Source organism: Streptomyces sp. NBC_00016, from assembly GCF_045040885.1.
Lineage (GTDB): Bacteria > Actinomycetota > Actinomycetes > Streptomycetales > Streptomycetaceae > Streptomyces > Streptomyces coriariae.
In genome coordinates, this window is sequence record NZ_CP108304.1 from 139,934 (window position 1) to 158,705 (window position 18,772).

Sequence of the window (18,772 nt, forward strand, 5' to 3'; positions counted from 1 at the left end):
ATTTTCCCGCTCGCCAGGTCCAGCTCTGCTCGAGGACGGCTAGGAGCGGGAACGGTTCGGGTCCGGCAGGCGGTGGGTCATGAAGGGCCGCGAGGTGATGAACTCCCGTAATCTCAGGGCCGCTTCGGACAGGTAGGCGTCGCGGCGCCAGACGAGGGTGAGCACGCGGTGGCAGGCGGGGGCGTCCAGGTGCACCCAGGCCACCGGGACGCGGGTCTCGGTGCCGGCCTGGCGGGACATCGCGGGGATGAGGCCGATGCCGAGACCGGCGCTGATCAGGACCTGGCTCGCGCCCGGCTCGTCGCCCTCGCAGGACAGCAGGGGCGTGAGGCCCTCGGACGCGAACAGCGTCTCCAGGAGGGTGCGTTGCCAGTGACCTTTGCGGGTGGTGACGAAGGGCTCGTCGGCGATCTCGCGGATCGTCACGGACTCCCGTCCGTCCAGCCAGTGGCCGCGCGGGACGGCGAGCAGCACCTCTTCGCGGGTGAGCTCGAGCGACTCCAGGTGGGTGCCGTTCAGTTGCTGGGAGGCGACGCAGAAGTCGACCTCGCCGACGCGCAGTTGGCGTTCCATCTCCTCCGCGTTCGACTGGAAGAGCCGCACGTCGGCGTAGGGCTGGGTGGCGCGGAAGCTGCCGAGGACCGTGGTGATGGTCAAGAGCGTCTCGCAGGCGATGCTGACCCGGCCGAGGCCGAGTTCGCCGGCCTCGCGAACGGCCCGGATGCCGTCGTCGAGTTCGCTGAGGGCGCGGTCGACGTGGCGCAGGAACATCGATCCGTACGCGTTGAGCTTGATGCCGCGGCCCTGGCGTTCGAACAGCGTGGAGCCGAGCTCGGCCTCCAGGCGCGCGATGGTGCGGCTGAGGGAGGGCTGGGCGACGCTCAGTTCCTCCGCGGCGCGGCTGATGTGCTCGTAGCGGGCGACGGTCTGGAAGTAGCGCAACTGCAGCAGATCCACGAGCCACCTTCACTTATGTCTTTTGAGGCATCGTCACATGGCAAAACCGGTCTTGGAAAGCATGAGCATTTCTCTCTACGGTCTGATCGAGGTCACCGCACAGGTGACGGGCGGTGACGCCCGGTGCCTGTACACGCGATGCGAGGGCCCCTACTTCTGTCCTTCTCCCGCCGCCCTACCAGGAAGGTCGCATCCATGAGCGCTGCGGAGCTGGCCCGACTCCAGTTCGCGGCCACCACCGGCATCCACTGGCTGTTCGTGATCCTCACGATGGGGCTCGTCCCCCTCGTGGCATTCATGCACACCCGGGCCGCGTACACCCGTGATCCCGCCAAGAAGGCTGTCCGGGAGCGCATGACGCGCTTCTGGGGACAGCTCTACGTCATCAACTACGCGGTCGGTATCGTCACCGGCCTGGTCATGGAGTTCCAGTTCGGGTTGAGCTGGAGCGGACTGAGCAAGTTCGCGGGCAACGTCTTCGGGGCGCCGCTGGCGCTCGAGACGCTGATCGCGTTCTTCGCCGAGTCCACGTTCCTCGGGATGTGGATCTTCGGCTGGGGGCGGCTGCGCCGGGGCGTGCATGTCGCTCTCATCTGGCTGGTGGCCCTCACCGCGTACGCTTCCGCGTTCTGGATCCTGATCGCCAACGGTTTCATGCAGCATCCCGTCGGCTACGAGGTCCGGGGCGGTGTCGCCTACCTGACCGACTTCGGGGCGCTGCTCACCAACGACATGGCGCTGGTCGCCCTCGGCCACATCACGCTCGCCGCGCTGATGACGGGCGGCATCTTCGTCGCCGGGGTCAGTGCCTGGCACTTCGCCCGGGGCACCAAGGAGACCGACCTGTTCCGCTCCTCCCTGCGTCTGGGGACGTGGGTGGCCATGCTCGCTTCCTTCTTCGTCGTCGTCGTGGGTGAGCTGCAGCGTCCGGTGATCGAGCGGACGCAGCCCATGAAGGCCGCCGTGCTGGACGGCTCCGGTGTCGCCGAGGTGCAGCGCCGGCTCGTGGAGCAGTTCGGGCCCGGTGACTATGTGCCGCCGGAGGGCTGGATCCATCTGTCGATGAACGCGATGACGCTCATCGGCAACACCATCTCCACCATCACCTTCATCGCGGTGTTCCTGCTGTGGAAGGACCGGCTGGTGCGGTGGCGTCCGATGGCCTATCTGATGACCGCGATGATCCCGTTCGCGTTTCTCGCCTCGGTGGCCGGCTGGGTGGTGCGTGAGGTGGGACGCCAACCCTGGCTCGTCTACGGCCATCTGACGGTGGAGGACGCGCTGTCCCACGTCAGCAGGGCCTCGTTGATCGCGTCCTGCACGCTGTTCATCGCCGTCTTCCTGGCGCTGGCGGTGACGAACTGGACCCTGATCACCCGCTTCGCCGTCCGCGGCCCCGAGGCCACCCAGCTCGGTGCCACCGAGCCGCTCGCCGAGGACCGGCTCGAGGGTCCCACGGACGGTGCCGGTGACAAGCAGCCGGTCCCGGCTTTCTGAGGGGAAGTTGACGAGATGACTTTGCAGACCGCCTGGCTGGCCCTGCTGGGCCTGCTGCTCGCCGGGTACTTCGTGCTCGGCGGATATGACTACGGTGCACAGATGCTGCACCCCTTCCTCGGCAGGTCCCGCGAGGAGCGGGAGCGCGGCAGGGCCCCGGACCGCAACGCCGCGCTCGATGCCATCGCTCCGTTCTTCCTCGGCAACGAGGTGTGGCTGGTCGCCTTCGCGGGAGTGATGTTCGGTGCGTTCCCGCATCTGGAGGGCACCCTGCTGCCCGCCATGTATCCGCTGATCGTGGCGATCCTGGTCGGTCTGGTCCTCGGCAACGCGGCCGTGCAGCTGCGCCGCCGGGCCCGGGGGGCGTCCGGCCGCCGGGTCTGGGACGCGCTGATCGTGTTCGGTGGCGCGCTGCCGGCCCTGTGCTGGGGGCTGGTCGTGGGCCTGCTGCTGCACGGTGTGCCGCGGCGGGCCGACGGCAGCTTCCGGGTCGGGTTCGGTGAGGTGTTCACGCCGTTCGTGCTGGTGTGCGGTGTCACCACGATCCTGCTGTTCGCGGCGCACGGTGCGGGCTTCGTCGCCCTGCGCTCGGAACCCGAAGTGGCCGGCCGGGCACGGCGGCTGGGGGCGCGGCTGCTGACCGCGACCGGTGCGGCGGCGCTGCTCGCACTGCTGCTGACGGTGTTCGGCGAGGGTGCCTCGATGACCAACCGGGCAGCGGCGGCCGCGATCGCCGCCGCGATCGTGGCGGCGATCGGTGTCGCCCGGTGGTCCTTCGCCGGCGGGCACCAGGTGCGGGCGTTCGTGGCCACCTGCTGCGCGACCGCGCTGCCGGTGCTGCTGATCGGGGCGGGGCACTACCCGTACCTGCTGATCAGCTCGGCCGGCCACGGGCTCGACATCGGGCACGCCGTCACCGACGACGCCACCTTGAAGATCCTCAGCGGGTTCGGGGTGCTGGTGGTCCCGACGATCCTGGCGTACCAGGCGTGGAGCTGGTGGGCCTTCAGGGGACGTACGGGACGCCGTCATCTCAGCTACTTCTGAGCAACCGCCCGTCAGCCGCCACCGTAGTAGGGGGAGGGATCGCACATGAAACCGGTCGAACGCCGTCTGATGCGGGAACTGCCGGTGCTGCGACGCCATGTGGGGCGTTCGGCGTGCCTGGCGTTCCTCGCCGCGGTCCTCGTCGTCGTCCAGGTGACGCTGCTGGCCGGGGTCCTCGCGGATGCCTTCGCCGGGCACGGGGTCGCGTTCGCGGCGCCGGCCGCGCTGGGCGGCGTGGTGGCGCTGCGGGCGCTGCTCGGCTGGGCGCGGGACGTCCTCGCGCAGCGGGCCGCGGCCGACGCCAAGCACGCGCTGCGCGGCCGGCTCACGGACCGGCTCGGCCACGCCGCGCCGTCCGCGCCGGCGGCGCGCCGGCACGGCGAGACGGCCACCTTGCTCACGCGTGGGCTGGACGCCCTGGATCCGTATGTCACCGGGGCGCTGCCCACCATGGCGGCCGCCGGCGTCGTCCCCCTCACGGTGGTGGTCTGGCTGTTCGTGACCGACTGGTCGTCGGCGCTGATCGTCGTCGTGACGCTGCCGCTGATCCCGGTGTTCGGGGCGCTGGTCGGTATGCACACCGCGCGGCGCACCGCCCGGCAGTGGCGGCTGCTGGCGCGGCTCGGCGGGCACTTCCTGGATGTGGTGGCCGGGCTGCCGACGCTGCGGGCGTTCGGCCGCGAGGACTACCAGGCGCGGCGGGTCGGGGAGATGGCCGATGCCCATCGCCGGGCCACGATGCGGACCCTGCGGGTGGCGTTCCTGTCGTCGTTCGTGCTGGAGACGGTCGCGACGCTGTCGGTGGCGCTGGTCGCCGTACCCGTCGGGCTGCGGCTGCTGGGGGGTGCGCTGGATCTGCGTACGGCCCTGGTCGTGCTGTTCCTGACGCCGGAGGCGTATCTGCCGCTGCGGGCGATGGGGGCCGCCTTCCACGAGAGTTCGGAGGGCGTCACGGTGGCGGAGCAGGTCTTCACGATCCTCGACGAGGGCAAGGGCGAGGGCGGGGCCGGGGACGCCGGTGAGCGGCCCGCGTCGCCCGATGTCCGTACCGTGCCGGTGTCGCTGCACGGTGTGTGCGTCACCTACCCGGGCCGGGCCGTGCCCGCCCTGGACGGTGTGTCGTTGCAGGTCCAGCCCGGTGAGCACGTCGCCCTGGTCGGACCCAGCGGGGCGGGCAAGTCCACGCTGCTGGCGCTGCTGCTGGGGTTCGTCGAGCCCTCGGCCGGCCGGATCACGGTCGGGGGCACCGACCTGGCGGACCTCGACGCCGACGACTGGCGGACGCGGCTGGCGTGGGTGCCGCAGCGCCCGCACCTGTTCGCCGCTTCCGTGGCGGACAACATCCGCCTCGGGCGGCCCGACGCGAGCGATGCCGAGGTGCGCCAGGCGGCCCGCGACGCCGACGCCGACCACTTCGTCGAGGCCCTTCCCCAGGGCTACGACACCTTGCTCGGCGAACACGGTGCGGGGCTGTCCGCGGGGCAGCGGCAGCGCCTCGCCCTCGCCCGGGCCTTCCTCAAGGACGCGCCCGTGCTGCTGCTGGACGAGCCGACCGCGCATCTCGACCCGGACAGCGAGGCCGCCGTCACCCGTGCCACGGTGCGGCTGATGCGCGGACGTACCGCGATCGTGGTGGCGCATCGCACGAGCCTGCTCCCGTACGCCGACCGTGTCGTCACGGTGCGGGGCGGGCGGCTGGAAACGGTGGCGGACCCGCGCCCGGCAACGGTGGGGTACGAGCGCACGCAGGCGGCGGACGGACGTCCGCAGGCGATGGCGAACTCTTCCCTCCGTGCACCGCGACTCCTTCCCCCAGAAGGGGCTTTGACCTCATGACTTCCTTGTACACGGCGGCCGCGCGCCGCACAGACTCCCGTCCGGCGGTCGTACCCCCCGTCCGGCCGTCGGGCGGGTCCTGGCCGACGGTGCGCCTGGTGCGTCACCTTCTGCCGTACTGGCGCAGGCTGCTGACGGCGGGGCTCGCCGCGGCCGGCAGTGAACTGGCGGCGGCCGCCCTCATGGCGACCGCGTCCTGGCTGATCACACGGGCCGCGCAGCAGCCGCCGCTCGCCTCGGTGAGCCTTGCGATCGTGGCCGTGCGCGCCCTGGCACTGGGGCGCGGGGCCCTGCGTTACGGTGACCGGCTGCTCGGGCACGACGGTGTGCTGCGGGCCGTCGCGGGGTTCCGCACCAAGGTGTACGAGGCGCTGGTGCCGCTCGCCCCTGCGGGGACGCCCGCTTTCCGCAGCGGTGATCTGCTGACCCGGCTCGTCGACGACGTGGATGCCGCGCAGGATCTGCTGCTGCGGATCCTGCTGCCGGCCGCGGCCGCCGCCGCGGTGTGTGTCGCCGCGACCGCGACGGCGTCGATGCTGCTGCCCGAGGCGGGTCTTGTGCTCGGGCTGCTTTTGTTCGTGGCCGTCCTGCTCGTGCCGACGACGGTGCTCGCCGTGGCCCGGCGCACGGGGCGGGCGCAGGCGGCACTGCGGGCCGAACTCGCCGCGCACGTCGTGGACTTGAGCGAGGGGGCGGCGGACCTCGCCGCCTACGGCGCCCAGGGGCGGGCCGCCGCGCGGGCCCGGCTGGCCGCCGCGCGGATCGCCCGGCTGGAGCGGCGGCGTGCGCTGACCACGTCGCTGGCGTCCGCCGTGCTGATGCTGTTCCAGGGGGCGGCTCTGGTGGCCGTGGTGTGGAGTGCGCTGGGCTCCCATGCCGACGGAGAACTGCCCGCCGTCCATCTGACGGTGCTCGCGGTGCTCTCCCTGGTGGCCTTCGAGGCGCTCACTCCGCTGCCGGCGGCCGCGTTCCGGCTCGCCGACGTGCGGGCCCGGGCAGGGCGGCTGGCCGACCTCTTCGACACGTCGGCGCCGGTCGTCGAGCCGGCCGCCGCGCCGGCGCTCGTCGTGGACGGTCCGGTCGGTGTGCGCATCCGCGATCTGACGGTGCGCCACCAGGGGTGTGACGCACCGGCGTTGGACGGTCTGAGTCTGCACCTGCCGGCCGGACAGCGCACCGTGCTGCTCGGCGCGAGCGGCTCGGGGAAGTCGACGCTGATCTCGGCGCTCATGCGGTTCGTGGACTACGAGGGCGGCAGCATCGAGGTCGCCGGCCGCGAGCTGCGTGACTGCGCCGGCCATGAGGTGCGGCGGGTGATCACCGGGATGACCCAGGACGCCCACGTCTTCCACGCCACCATCCGCGCCAACCTGCTGCTCGCCCGGCCGGACGCCGGCGACACCGAGCTGCGCGACGCGGCGCGCCGGGCGCGGATCCTGGACTGGATCGAGTCGCTGCCCGACGGATTCGACACCTGCCTGGGGCCCGACGGCACGGAGCCCTCCGGCGGCCAGCGGACCCGGCTGCTGCTGGCCCGCGCGCTGCTCGCCGATCCGCCCGTCCTCGTCCTGGACGAACCGACCGAGGGACTCGACCCGGATGCCGCGGCCGGCGTGCTCGCCGACATCCTCGACGCCACCCGCAACCGTACGACCCTTCTGGTCACGCATGAACGGGAGGGCCTCACCGGCGCCGACCAGGTCGTGACGATCGACCGCGGACGGGTGCGCGCCGGTGCGGCCGGTGAGGGCCTGGCCGCGGGGACTCCCGTGGCCCGCTGACGGAAACGTCCTCCACTTGTCGCCTGTCCCGAGTTGCTGCTTCCGGCGTTGATCGATCACGGTTCAGCGGCCGTCCCCGCGTAGCCCGGCGGTACCGAACTCGCCCTTGAGCAGCTGAGGTACAGGAAATCCCGGTGAGATTGATCTGCACACCGGCGGTCCGCGAGGGGGTGAGCCGCAGGCGTCGGTCTGGCCGCCTCCACGGCCGCCTCCACGGCCGGCACCCGCACGGACAAGCCGCTGCCGACGTTCAATCAGATCGCCGTGGTGGTCGCATGGACCGCGGACGTATGGGTGACGCGGCCACGGCGCCCACTACGACGCTCCTCACAGGGCCAGCGCGGTTCGCGCCAGTCCGCGCAGCCAGGCGTGGGCGTGATCGGTGTCGTAGCGCTGATGCCATGACAGGTATACCGGTGCCGACGGCAGTTCGAGCGGGAGGGGGAGCACGACCAGGCCGAAGTCGGCGACCGCTGACCGCGTGGTGGCTTCGGGGACGCTGATCAGGATGTCGGAGCCGCGCGCGAACTCCAGAGCGGCCCCTTCCGTGGGCGCGGTCGCCACCACACGGCGGGTGAGGCCGAGCCGGGCGAGGGCGTCGTCAATGGCGTTGGTGAGGTTTCCGCGTCGCGAGACGGTGACGTGTTCAGCGTCGGCGTACTGCTGTGCGGTGAGGGTCCTGACGCGGGTGAGGGGGTGCCCCTGCCTCGCGACGACGACGAGGCGGGTCCCGCCTACGTTCTCGGCACGGATGTCCGGTGCGCTCGGGCGGTTGGAGTTCGCCTCCAGGTCGACCTCGCCGCGCCGCAACTCGGGGGTGTCGATGCTCGATTCCGCGACGAAGCGCAGTCGCACGCCCGGCGCCTGTCCGCGCACGGCCGCGAGCAGTGCGGGGCCGCTCAGGGCGACGAGGGAATCGTGCCAGCGGAGTGTGAACGTGCGCTCGAGCATTGCCAGATCGAGTTCACGGCTCGGTGCCAGCACCCCCTGGACCTGGTGCAGCAGCTCGTGCACCTGTTCCCGGACGGCGATCGCATACGGCGTCGGGGTCATCGTGCGGCCGGTGCGCACGAGGATCTGATCCCCGGTCGTGCGCCGGATCCGGCCCAGACTCCGGCTCATCGCGGGGGCGGTGACGTGCAGGCGCGCCGCCGCCCCGGCCACACTGCCCTCCTCCAGCAGCGCGTCGAGCGCGGCGAGCAGGTTCAAATCCAATTGCATGTGAGTAATCCTAGCCGTGCCTGACATGCATTTGAAGTTAATCGCCGGTCTGCCTACCGTTGAGGCGAAAGCGCAGGGAGTAACGCGCAGTTCGGCCCTCGACCGGCCTCAGCACCCCTCCACAGACGGGAATACCGCCATGTCCGAAACGCTCCGGACCACCGACGTCGCCGCCTCCGACGCCGACCTGCTCGCCCAGACCGCGATCGCCGTGCGTGAGGCGGGCTCGGCGCTGCGCGAGCGCTTCGGCGAGGTGGTCCGCTACCAGAGCCGCGAAGAGCTGATGCGCGCGCTGGCCGTCAACGACGACGCGGCGCTCGACATCCTGCGTCCCCGTCTCACGAGCCTGCGCCCGCAGGCCGGCTGGGTGGAGGACGAACTGGACGGCGGGGCGCTGCCGGCCGGCGAGTGGTGGGTCGTGGATCCGGCCGAGGGCAACGTCAACCACCTGCACGCCCTGCCGGAGTGGGCGGTGACCGCCACCCTCGTGCGGGAGAACCAGCCGGTGCTCACCGCAGTGCACCTGCCGTTGACCGGCGAGACCTACACCGCGCTCACCGGCGCGGGCGCCCACCTCGACGGCCGGCCGCTGCACGTCTCCCGGACCGCCGGCCTCGGCCTGAGCATCGTGGCCACCAGCCAGGCCCGGCCGGACGAGGACGAAAAGGTCGTGCAGCGGGTCGGCTCCTCGATCACCGCGATGCTCTTCGACGCGCTCGTCGTCCGCGTCGCCGTGCCGGCGACCCTGCACCTGCTGAACGTAGCCGCCGGCCGGATCGACGCCTTCTGGCAGTTCGCCGGCGCCCGCGCGGACCTGCTTCCCGGCGCGCTGCTCGTCACCGAGGCCGGCGGACGGATCTCCGACGCCGAGGGCCGCCCCTGGACCCCCCAGAGCCAGAGCTTTGTGGCCGCCGCGCCGGGCGTCCACGCCGAGGCCGTGTCCACGCTCTCACGCTGACCGCGCACTACAACCCGCACGCCCACGGAAGGACCAGATCATCATGACCAAGATCGCAGTTCTCGGAAACGGCCGCGTCGGCGGCAACCTGGCCGCAGCCCTCGCCCGGGCAGGACACGAAGTGACAGTGGCGGACCGCACGCCGGGCGCCGCCGCCGACGCCGCCCGGACTGCCCGGATCGTCATCAACGCCACCCCGGGCGCCGGCTCGCTGGACCGGCTCGCCGCTCTGCGCGAAGAACTCCGGGACAAGATCCTCGTCGACGTCTCCAACGCCACCACCGACGGACCGGACGGACTGCCCGCCGATCTGATCTACCCCGGCTCGAGCCTGGCCGAACAGCTCCAGAAGGCGCTCCCCGAAACGCGCGTCGTCAAGACACTCAACACCATGCTCTTCCCGGTGATGACCTCGCCGGACACGCTCGCCCAGACACCGACCGCGTTCCTCTCCGGCGAGGACGCGCAGGCCAAGCAGAGCGTCCGCGAACTGCTCACCGACCTCGGCTGGCAAAAGGAATGGATCACCGACCTCGGCGGGATCCAGACCGCCCGCGCCACAGAGGCCGCGATCCTGTTCGTACCTCACGTCATCCGTTCCACCGGATTCACACCCTTCGCGATCTCCATCGCCCGCTGACAAACTCGAACCCGGCGACGTCCTCTTCGCCGGCGTCGTGCCAAGCCCGGCCCGCCGCATCGGCATCGGTGTGGACTCCGGCCCGCCGGGGACGGCGACGGGCGGCGCGCGCGCTTCGGGCAACGGCCGAATACGCGCACACCGCCATCGTCCTGCCGCGGGTGTTCCTCGGGATCGGACCCGGCAACCGCCCCGGCACCGGCTTCGCAGGCTCGCCGGCCGGGGCCGAAGGACAAGATCGATCAGCCCTTGCTGTTCCACCTGTCGAGCGCGGCGTAGGCGGGCTGCCATTCGTTGCGGTAGGCGGCGCGTACGGGTTCGGGCAGTACGGCGAGCATGGTGTTGACGGTGTCCTCGTCGGCGCCGTCGAGGACCCAGGGGGTCAGAAGGGGTCCGTCCGGCCCGGTCTTGGCGCCGTGGATGCGGCCGTAGTGCTGCCACTGCTCCAGCGTCAGGAGGTCCTCGATCAGCGGCAGTGCCTGGTCCTCCTCGTGCTTGAGGTGTCCGGTCAGGTTGACGGCCAGGCTGTCAACGGCGGTCGCGAGGCGTTCAGGCCCGCCCTCCGGGTCGGCCAGCGCGGCGTCGATGGTCTCGACGAGCGGGTCGATGGCGGCGTGTTCGGCGTCCATCGCGTCCAGCAGGGCCAGGTCGTCGGGGCGGCCGGCCGCCGCCTGGCGCAGCACCGGCCACAGCGCTTCGTCCTCGGCGGTGTGGTGGATGTGCAGGGCCTTCTTGAATATGTCCCAGCCGGCGGCGCCGGTGAGGACCCGCCGCGGGTCGTCGTCGACGCGCGCCGTGATCGCGGCCATGATGTCCAGCTCGCGCCGCAGCGCGTTGTGCATCGCGTACATCAACGACATGTCGAGCCTGTCGCCCATGGTCTCTCCTGATCTGTCCCGTGTCGGCGGACCGGAGTTCTCGCATCCGGCCTCGTCCGCGGTGTCTGTCGGTTCTGTGCCGCGCCGGTCGCGCCGATCCGCAGCCTCACCCTCATGACAGGCCGTGGCGCACAAATGTGACCGCCGCCGACCGTACCCAGAAAGTCCGTCTGCGCCTCGCCGGCTGGACGCCGTCACTAGCCGAAGCCGAGCCGCGGAACAGATCCGGCCACATCGCACCGATACGGGCGCCCTCAGGGGCGGGACGGCTTCCGGGGCGGGGAACCGTGCGTGGGCCGTGGGCAGTTGGACGTCGGCCCTCCTACCGGCTCTTCCAGCGCCCGGCCTGCCGCCCGGCCTGCCGTCCGGTTCGCCGCCGGCACGCGCCGCCAAGTCGGCGCCAACCCGGTCGACAGTCACAAACAAGTCATGTGATCGATGCTGAGGCGCCAGAACAAGATGCAGGGGGGCGGTCATACCGCAGCAGTGCGAGTCGGTCCCGGTGCGTCCTGTGTGAATACCAGTCATCAAGTCGTGGATTCACTCGAACCGGAGGGAATGAGGCCAAGATGTGGCGTCTCAAAACGAGCAGGACACTGGCCGCCGGTGTGGCGGCAGCGGCAGCGCTCGTCGGCGTGGGAGCCGGACCATCGGGACAGGCGGCCGAGGCCGTCACGCAATCGCCCCGTCCGACCAGCCATCTCACCAGCGACGCACCGGTCACCGTGGTGGCCAGCGGGCTGAACTCACCGCGGAGCCTGACCTGGGGATCTGACGGTCACCTCCTGGTCGCCGAAATGGGGGCCACCCCCACGGAGTGCCGCGGCACCGGCTTCGCCACCAGGTGCTACGGCCTCACCGGGTCGGTCGCGGACGTCTCTTCCGGCGCGCCGGTGCGGATCGCCGAAGGACTGCCGACGGCGTTCAACCAGGAAGAGACGATCGGCCCCAACGGCCTGGCCGTCGGGCCCAACGGCCACGTGTACACGCTTCAGGCCGGGTCGCCGGAGCAGGTCCCGTCCAGTCTGCCCGCGGACCTGTCCGCGGTGCTGAGCAAGCAGTACGGGTCGGTGATGGACATCACCGGCGGCCGCCGCAAGGTGATCGCGAACCCCGGCACGGTCAACTGGCAGTGGACCGCGGCCCACCCGGACCTGTCCAACACCTATCCCGCCTCCAACCCCTACGCGCTGACGACGAAGCCGGGTGGCGGGTTCTACCTGGTGGACGCCGGGGCGAACACGCTGAGTTCGGTCGACCGTCACGGCCGCGTCAAGGTGCTCGCCTTCGTCCCCAAGACGCCGGCCGGCTCGGACGCCGTGCCGACCTGCGTCGACGTGGGCCCCGACGGCGGGGTGTACATCGGCGAGATCACCGGGCACGGCAACTCGGCCACCGCGGCCAACGTGTACCGGTACTCGCCCAAGACCGGCAAGCTGAAGGTCTGGCAGAGCGGCTTCAGCGCCATCAGCGGCTGCGGCTTCGGTGCCAACGGTGACTTCTACGTGACCCAGTTCGACACCACCGGGTTCCTGCCGACCGGCGACCCCATCGGCAACGTCATCCAGATCAACCACCGCAACAACTCCCGTACCGTCCTGGCGGACGGAAAGCTGTTCGCGCCGACGGGCTTCGCGGCGGGCCCCGACGGCTCCATCTACGTGGCGAACAAGACCATGATGTGGCCGGCCTGCACGGACGCGCCGGCCTGCACCACCTCCACGGACATCGGAGCCACCGGCGACGGACAGATCGTCAAGATCGGCTGAGCCTGTCCAGTCATCTCGTTCGCGGGCCGGGCCGGCCACTTCCGGCCCGGCCCGCGACGCGTGTTCGCGAGGGCAACCTCGCGGTCCGTTCACGGCCGGGCGGCAACTGCCCGGCGGCAGAAGCGACGATGACGGTTACGGGCGGCAAGGGGCCGTGCCCGCGCGGGAGGACGAGCTGCCGACGGCGGCAGGCCTCGCGGCGCGGCACACCTGGCCTCGCCGCACGCGCCGGTGCCCGATGCGGCCCGCGGCCCCCGCGGCCGCACGGCACGCCGGTCGCGCATCTGCCGTCTCCGCTGCTCCAGCAGGGCTCCAGAGTCCCCACAGTGCAGCGATGCATCCTCTGCCAGGTCTTTGCTCTTCCATCACACGCAACACCCCACGGGGAGGGGACATGATCCAGCGCAGAACCGTCCTGAAGGCGGGGGCAGCACTGACCGGCGCCCTCGGCGGTGCGGGCCTGCTGGTGCCCGCCGTGGCCGGTCCCGCACAGGCCACCGACCTGGACCCGAGCACCGTTCCGCAGTTCCAGCAGGCGATGCCGGTGCCCGGGGTCGTGCAGCCGGTGTGCGACCTGGGCCTGACCAGCTACTACGACATGACCCTGCAGGAGGCGGACGCGGAGATCCTGCCGGGGCGGCTGACCCGGGTCCGTACGTTCGACGGAAGCTTCCCCGGTCCCGTCATCAAGGCGGTCTCCGGGCGACGCGTCGTGGTCAGGCAGACCAACCGGCTGAGCGTGCCCACCTCGATCCATCTGCACGGCGGCCACGTGCCCCAGAGCAGTGACGGCTCCCCCATGGACATCATCACGCCGGGCGGCGGGTCGAAGATCTACACGTACCCCAACAGCCAGCCGCACGCGAACCTGTGGTTCCACGACCACACCCACCACCAGGAGTCGGAGACCGTCTACCGCGGGCTGACCGGCCTCTATCTGCTCACCGACGACGTGGAGCGGAACCTGAACCTTCCCTCCGGGGCGTACGACGTGCCGATCGCGCTGCGGGACGCGCGCTTCGACGACAGCGGTCAACTCGTGTACACCATGGGTGACTTCATGAAGCGCCAGGTGCTGCTGGCCAACGGCAAGGCCTGGCCGTACTTCGAGGTCGCCGCCCGCAAGTACCGCTTCCGGCTGTTCAACACGGCCAACCTGCGGTTCTTCACGCTGCAGTTGTCCGACGGCTCGGCCTTCCAGCAGATCGGTTCCGACGGCGGGCTGCTGGAGAAGCCGCTCGACGTGACGTCGGTGTCCCTCTCCCCCGGTGAGCGCGCCGACATCGTCGTCGACTTCTCCCGGTACGCCGCCGGCACCAGGCTGATCCTCACCAACACCGGCGGGCTGCTGCCCGGCGACCCCGTCGACCAGGTCGGCAGGGTGCTGCAGTTCCGGGTCACCGGGGCCGTCCGGGACACCAGCAGCGTGCCCTCGACGCTGCGCACGCTGCCCGCCGCGGGCAGCGCCACGGTCAGCCGCGACTTCGTGCTGAGCATGGACGAGACCGGCGCGACCATGGACGCGTTCATCAACGGCAAGTCGTACGACATGGACCGGATCGACACCGAGATCAAGTACGGGGCCACGGAGATCTGGACCGTGCGCAACGCCAACATCTACACCCCGCACAACTTCCATATCCATCTCGTGCAGTTCCGCGTACTGGAGCGCAACGGCAAGCCCGTCACCTCCGGACCGGAGAGCGGGCTGAAGGACACCGTGCCGCTCCTGCCCGGGGAGACGGTCAAGCTTCAGGCGACCTTCACGGGCTACGAGGGCACCTACGTGTACCACTGCCACATGTTCGACCACGCGTCGATGGGCATGATGGCGAACTTCCGGGTGCGCAAGCCTTCGCTGCGCCGTAGCTGACGCGCGCCGCGGCTGACACCAGCCGCCGGGAAACGAAAGGAGGGCCGGGGTGACCCGGCCCTCTTTCGTGTCGCTCAGGCGGTGTGTGTCAGGACAGTGCCTTCTCCGGCTCGCCGGCCTCCGGCTCCTCCACCTTCGGCTTGGCGGCCCAGGCGGGTGCCGGAAGCGGGCCGCTGCGCAGGATCAGTCCGCCGAGGACGGCGCCGGCGGTGAAGATGGCGGCGCACCACCAGAACACCTGCTGGTAGCCCTCGATCGCGGCGAGCTGGAACACCTCGGCGCTCGGCTTGCCCTGCGCGTGGCTGGAGACGTAGTCGCTGGCCGCGCTGGCGGCGATCGTGTTGAGCAGGGCGGTGCCGATGGCGCCGCCGAGCTGGGAGCCGGCGCTGATGGTCGCCGAGGCGACGCCCGCGTCCTGCGGGGCCACACCGGAGGTGCCGGTGTTCAGAGCGGCGGCGTAGATCATGCCCATGCCGAGGCCGATGAGCATGAGCGGGCCGAGGATCGCGGTGGCGTAGTTGGAGTCGGCGCCGATCTGCGTCAGCCAGAGCATCGCGCCGGCGTTGACCAGCATGCCGATGGTGATCAGCGGACGCGGGCCGGACTTCGGCATCACCTTGATGTTGCCGACGTTGCTGGCCACACCGGTGACGATCATCATCGGGAGCAGGGCGAGACCGGACTTGATCGCGGAGTAGCCGAGCTCGGTCTGCAGGTAGTAGATCAGGAAGAGCAGCACACCGAACATGCCGATCCCGACGAGGAGCGAGGTCAGGTAGGCACCACCGCGGTTGCGGTCGGTGACGACGCGCGGGGGCAGCAGCGGCTGCTGGGCGCGGGTCTGCCAGGCGGCGAACACGATCAGCAGCACGGCACCGGCGGCGAGGAAGCCCCAGGTCGAGGGGGTGTCCCAGGAGTGCGTGGCCGCGTTGGAGAAGCCGTACACCAGGCCGAAGAGGCCGGCGGAGACCAGGATGACGCCGGGGATGTCCAGGCTGGCCTTGGCGCGGGGCTGGCGCGGGACCAGGCGGCCGCCGACGATCAGGCAGAACGCGGCGAACACCAGGTTGACGTACATGCACCAGCGCCAGTTCAGGCCGGAGGTGAGCGCGCCGCCGATCAGCAGACCGAGACCGCCGCCGCTGGCCGCGACCGCGCTGAAGGCGCCGAAGGCCTTGCCGCGCTCCTTGGGGTCGGTGAACGTGGTGGCCAGCATCGACAGCGTGGTGGGCGCGAGCAGTGCGGCGAAGACACCCTGGGCCGCGCGGGCGGTCACCAGCATCCCGAAGCTGGTGGCCGCGCCGCCGACCGCGGAGGCCGCGGCGAACCCGACCAGGCCGACGAGGAAGGTCTCCCTGCGGCCGATGAGGTCAGAGAGCTTTCCGCCGATCAGCAGCAGCGTGCCGTAGCACAGGGCGTACGACGTGACGATCCACTGCTTGTCCGCGTCCGAGAAGTCGAGGGCCTCCTGCGCCGACGGCAGAGCCAGGTTCATCACCGTCATGTCGAGGGTGAGCATGAGGTAGGCGACACAGATGACGGCGAGAACCATCCACCGCCGTGAGTCCCTTGCCGCAGGCACGGCACTGGTTGTGGACATAGTCTGTTCTCCTCGTTGTTTTTTGGGTCGGACTCAAGGCCTCGTCCCTTTGACAGGTCCCGGCGGAGGAATGTGACGGGCTGCCGTCACCGATTTCCCGGCGGGGCCTTCGGGGCTAGGGCCTTTCGGGTGTCCCGTGGTCCATGAGCTGGGACAACACCTGTGTCAGCACGGCCGCCGGATGGTCGGCCGCGTCCATGGAGCGCCACGCCACGTGGTTGTCGGGGCGTACCAGGACGGCGCCGTCTTCGGTGATCTCCCGTACGTCGGCCCAGCTGTCGCCGGTGTACTCGGCGCCGGCTCCGATGCGGGCGACGGTGAGGGGGATCGAGAACTTCTCGGCGACCTGCTCGGCCGCCTCGGCCCAGCCCGCGCCGGTGGGGCCGGTGAGGAGGGCGAAGCCGCCGGTGGCGCCGACCAGGTCGTGGGTGGACAGCCGTCGGCCGTCGCGCTCCAGCCAGGCGTGCGGCAGCCGGTGCCCGGGGCGGGTGGTGGGGTGGTACTCGGTGCCCATGGGCGAGCCGGCCGGCGCCTGGGTGCCGTCGGGGACGAGGGCGCCTTCCTCGTAGACGTAACCGATCTCCAGGTCGTGGGCCTGGCACTCGGCGCGGTGGGTGGCGAAGAGCTCCGCCGCCCTGGCCCGCCTGACCTCTCCGGCCTCGGACTGCTCGAAGTAGTCGGCGAACGCGGAGGAGCGGCGCTCGGGCGGGACGTGCGGGCCGAGGCCGAGGGCGGCTTCCGTCATGACGCGGTGGTGGAACCAGGCGGCCAGGCCCCAGTCGACGTTGCGCTTGCCGACCGGTCGCCGCTCGCTCTCGTAGGTGTCGAGGAGTCCGTCGTCGGCGTGGCCGGAGAGGACGGCGGCGAGCTTCCAGGCGAGGTTGTGGACGTCCTGGATGCCGCCGTTGAGGCCGAGTCCGGTGGTGGGCGGCTGGCGATGGGCGGCGTCGCCGACGATGAGGACGCGGCCGGACCGGTAGCGGTCGGCGAGCACGCCCTCCACCGTCCACTGCGACACCTTGTGCACGGTCAGTTCGAGGTCGGGCAGGCCCAGCACCTCGCGGATGCGGGCGGCGACTGCCTCGGGGTCGGCGCGGTCGGCGTCGCCCAGGAGGAAGGAGGTCAGGCCCCATTCCTCACACTGCCGGCCCCAGTGGGGGCCCATCTCCAGCAGGGTGAAGTTGCGGTCGGCGCGCTCGGGGTTGATGAACCAGGTCATCAGGGTGCCCTCGTGCCACCACTGCGACAGGTCCGCGGAGAAGTAGGCGGTGGAGACGTCGGCCATCTTCACGGTGCCCTGCATCTGCACGCCGAGTCGGGGGCCGAGGGTGCGGCCGCCGTCGGCGGCGATGACGTAGCGGGCGACGACCCGTGTGGCCTCGCCGCTGTTCAGGTCGCGGATCTCGGCGACGACCCGGTCGCCCTGATCGTCGAAGGAGACCAGTTCGTGGGAGAACAGCACCCGGCCGGGATTGCGTTCCTCGGCGGCACGGCGCAGGATCGGCTCCAGCCTGAGCTGCGGCAGCTTGTACGGCAGTACGGGGCCGTCGGCGGCGTAGACGTCGGTCAGCGCGCCGCCGCCGAAGGCGTCCATCTCGTGGATGACCCGCCGGTCCAGGGGGCCGTCGCCGGTGAGTGTGGTCTGCCAGCGCACCCGGCCGAACCGGTCGGTGGAGGAGGCGCGTTCGACGACGGTGTCGTAGAGGCCGTGCTGCCGGAAGATCTCCATGGTGCGCTGGTTGATGTAGTGCGCTTTCGGAAGGATCGACGTGTCCGCGTGCCGTTCGACGAGCAGGTGCTGCACACCGTGGTCCGACAGGAAGAGGGAGGCGGACAGGCCGCAGCCGCCCCCACCCACGATCAGGACCGGAACCTCGGTCTCCTCCATTTTCGGCCTTCCATGAGTGAGGGCCCGCATGCAGGACGTCGGACGGTCGGGGACGACCCTGGTCGCCGACGGGCGGGCCGCGGAAACGGTTCGGCCGAGGTGGCGTCCCGGACGCGGCTTGTGGGCCGGCCCGGACACGACGGTCGGCGCCGCCATGGCGACGCGCCTCGGCCGATGCTGCGGTCCCAAGCATCGGCAGGGGTGGTTGGCCCGCACTATGGCCCCGGTTGGCGTCGGCTTGGCGCCTTGCGCCGTACGGGTGTACGGCGTGTCGGCCGGACGGGTGGACCGGGCGGGACCGTGTCACGTTCGGCTGGGCCGGGCTGTCGTATCCGGTGAGCGGAACACACCATTCAGCAGGCAGGAGCACAGCGATGAGTGACTTCCAGGACATCGTGGATCGCGTCGAGATCGAGGCGCTGCGCGGTGAGTTCACCGATGCGGTGATGATGCGCGACTACGCCCGGGCGGCCCTGTTGTTCACGCCGGACGGCGCGCTGCGGATGCCGAACATTCCCGTCGAGCTCGAGGGCCCGGAGGCGATCCGTGCCTGGGGCAGGCGGGTGCCGGAGATCGTGGACTTCCTTGTGCAGAACACCCATCCGGGCGTGATCCGGCTCGACGGGGACACCGCGACCGGTCGCGCGTACATGTCGGAGGTGGGACGGGCCTTCGACGGCCGCGGCGGCATCAACTACGCCATCTATCACGACCGTTACCAGCGCACCGGTGACGGGTGGAAGTTCGCCGAGCGGGTCTACGAGGTCCGCTACGAGGACTCCTCACCCCTGGCCGGGATCGCGCCCAACCGCCCGCAGTAGCGACGC

General features: G+C 70.9%; 14 protein-coding genes. 9 read left to right on the forward strand and 5 right to left on the reverse strand.

Features of this window, described 5'->3' with window-relative positions; translation table 11 throughout:
- Nucleotides 1-39 precede the first annotated feature (39 nt).
- Entirely contained in the window at nt 40-957 is a 918-nt protein-coding gene (locus tag OG933_RS00675) for a LysR family transcriptional regulator (RefSeq protein ID WP_362535156.1), read from the reverse strand.
- 195 nt (nt 958-1,152) lie between these two features.
- Between OG933_RS00675 and OG933_RS00680 the strand changes: the two genes are divergently transcribed.
- The 4 genes from OG933_RS00680 to cydC all read left to right on the forward strand — a co-directional run bounded on the left by OG933_RS00680 (nt 1,153) and on the right by cydC (nt 7,118).
- A complete protein-coding gene (locus tag OG933_RS00680; RefSeq protein ID WP_362535153.1) occupies nt 1,153-2,454 on the forward strand; it encodes a cytochrome ubiquinol oxidase subunit I in 1,302 nt (433 codons plus the stop codon).
- Nucleotides 2,455-2,469: 15 nt separating this feature from the next.
- Complete coding sequence (cydB, locus tag OG933_RS00685; RefSeq protein ID WP_405624792.1) at nt 2,470-3,501, forward strand: cytochrome d ubiquinol oxidase subunit II; 1,032 nt, start codon at nt 2,470-2,472, stop codon at nt 3,499-3,501.
- A gap of 45 nt (nt 3,502-3,546) precedes the next feature.
- The gene (gene cydD / locus OG933_RS00690; RefSeq protein WP_405624793.1) at nt 3,547-5,337 is read left to right on the forward strand and encodes a thiol reductant ABC exporter subunit CydD; all 1,791 of its coding nucleotides are present in this window, start codon (nt 3,547-3,549) and stop codon (nt 5,335-5,337) included.
- A gap of 98 nt (nt 5,338-5,435) precedes the next feature.
- A complete protein-coding gene (cydC, locus tag OG933_RS00695) occupies nt 5,436-7,118 on the forward strand; it encodes a thiol reductant ABC exporter subunit CydC (RefSeq protein ID WP_405624794.1) in 1,683 nt (560 codons plus the stop codon).
- Nucleotides 7,119-7,445: 327 nt separating this feature from the next.
- Here cydC and OG933_RS00700 read toward each other — a convergent pair whose 3' ends face one another.
- Nucleotides 7,446-8,339: a LysR family transcriptional regulator gene (locus OG933_RS00700; protein WP_362535142.1), complete on the reverse strand. Its 894-nt coding sequence runs from the start codon at nt 8,337-8,339 to the stop codon at nt 7,446-7,448.
- A gap of 139 nt (nt 8,340-8,478) precedes the next feature.
- Here OG933_RS00700 and OG933_RS00705 point away from each other — a divergent pair, with 139 nt between their 5' ends.
- Nucleotides 8,479-9,297 (forward strand): 3'(2'),5'-bisphosphate nucleotidase CysQ, encoded by an 819-nt coding sequence (locus OG933_RS00705; protein ID WP_362535139.1) that lies wholly within the window; start codon nt 8,479-8,481, stop codon nt 9,295-9,297.
- 43 nt (nt 9,298-9,340) lie between these two features.
- Complete coding sequence (locus OG933_RS00710; protein WP_362535135.1) at nt 9,341-9,937, forward strand: NADPH-dependent F420 reductase; 597 nt, start codon at nt 9,341-9,343, stop codon at nt 9,935-9,937.
- A 242-nt stretch (nt 9,938-10,179) separates the two neighbouring features.
- Here OG933_RS00710 and OG933_RS00715 read toward each other — a convergent pair whose 3' ends face one another.
- Nucleotides 10,180-10,815: a hemerythrin domain-containing protein gene (locus OG933_RS00715; RefSeq protein WP_405624796.1), complete on the reverse strand. Its 636-nt coding sequence runs from the start codon at nt 10,813-10,815 to the stop codon at nt 10,180-10,182.
- 569 nt (nt 10,816-11,384) lie between these two features.
- Here OG933_RS00715 and OG933_RS00720 point away from each other — a divergent pair.
- On the forward strand, nt 11,385-12,584 hold the full coding sequence (locus OG933_RS00720; RefSeq protein WP_362535129.1) for a ScyD/ScyE family protein: 1,200 nt from the start codon (nt 11,385-11,387) through the stop codon (nt 12,582-12,584).
- Between the two features lie 394 nt (nt 12,585-12,978).
- Nucleotides 12,979-14,457 carry a multicopper oxidase family protein gene (locus OG933_RS00725; protein ID WP_405624797.1) on the forward strand — a complete coding sequence of 493 codons (1,479 nt, stop codon included), beginning with the start codon at nt 12,979-12,981 and terminating at the stop codon, nt 14,455-14,457.
- An 88-nt stretch (nt 14,458-14,545) separates the two neighbouring features.
- Here the strand turns inward: OG933_RS00725 and OG933_RS00730 are convergent, their stop codons facing one another.
- Complete coding sequence (locus OG933_RS00730; protein ID WP_079073834.1) at nt 14,546-16,057, reverse strand: MFS transporter; 1,512 nt, start codon at nt 16,055-16,057, stop codon at nt 14,546-14,548.
- A gap of 115 nt (nt 16,058-16,172) precedes the next feature.
- A complete protein-coding gene (locus OG933_RS00735; RefSeq protein ID WP_362535122.1) occupies nt 16,173-17,945 on the reverse strand; it encodes an FAD-dependent monooxygenase in 1,773 nt (590 codons plus the stop codon).
- Nucleotides 17,946-18,319: 374 nt separating this feature from the next.
- Here OG933_RS00735 and OG933_RS00740 point away from each other — a divergent pair, with 374 nt between their 5' ends.
- Nucleotides 18,320-18,766, forward strand: a complete 447-nt coding sequence (locus tag OG933_RS00740; RefSeq protein ID WP_362535119.1) for a nuclear transport factor 2 family protein — start codon at nt 18,320-18,322, stop codon at nt 18,764-18,766.
- Nucleotides 18,767-18,772 lie beyond the last annotated feature (6 nt).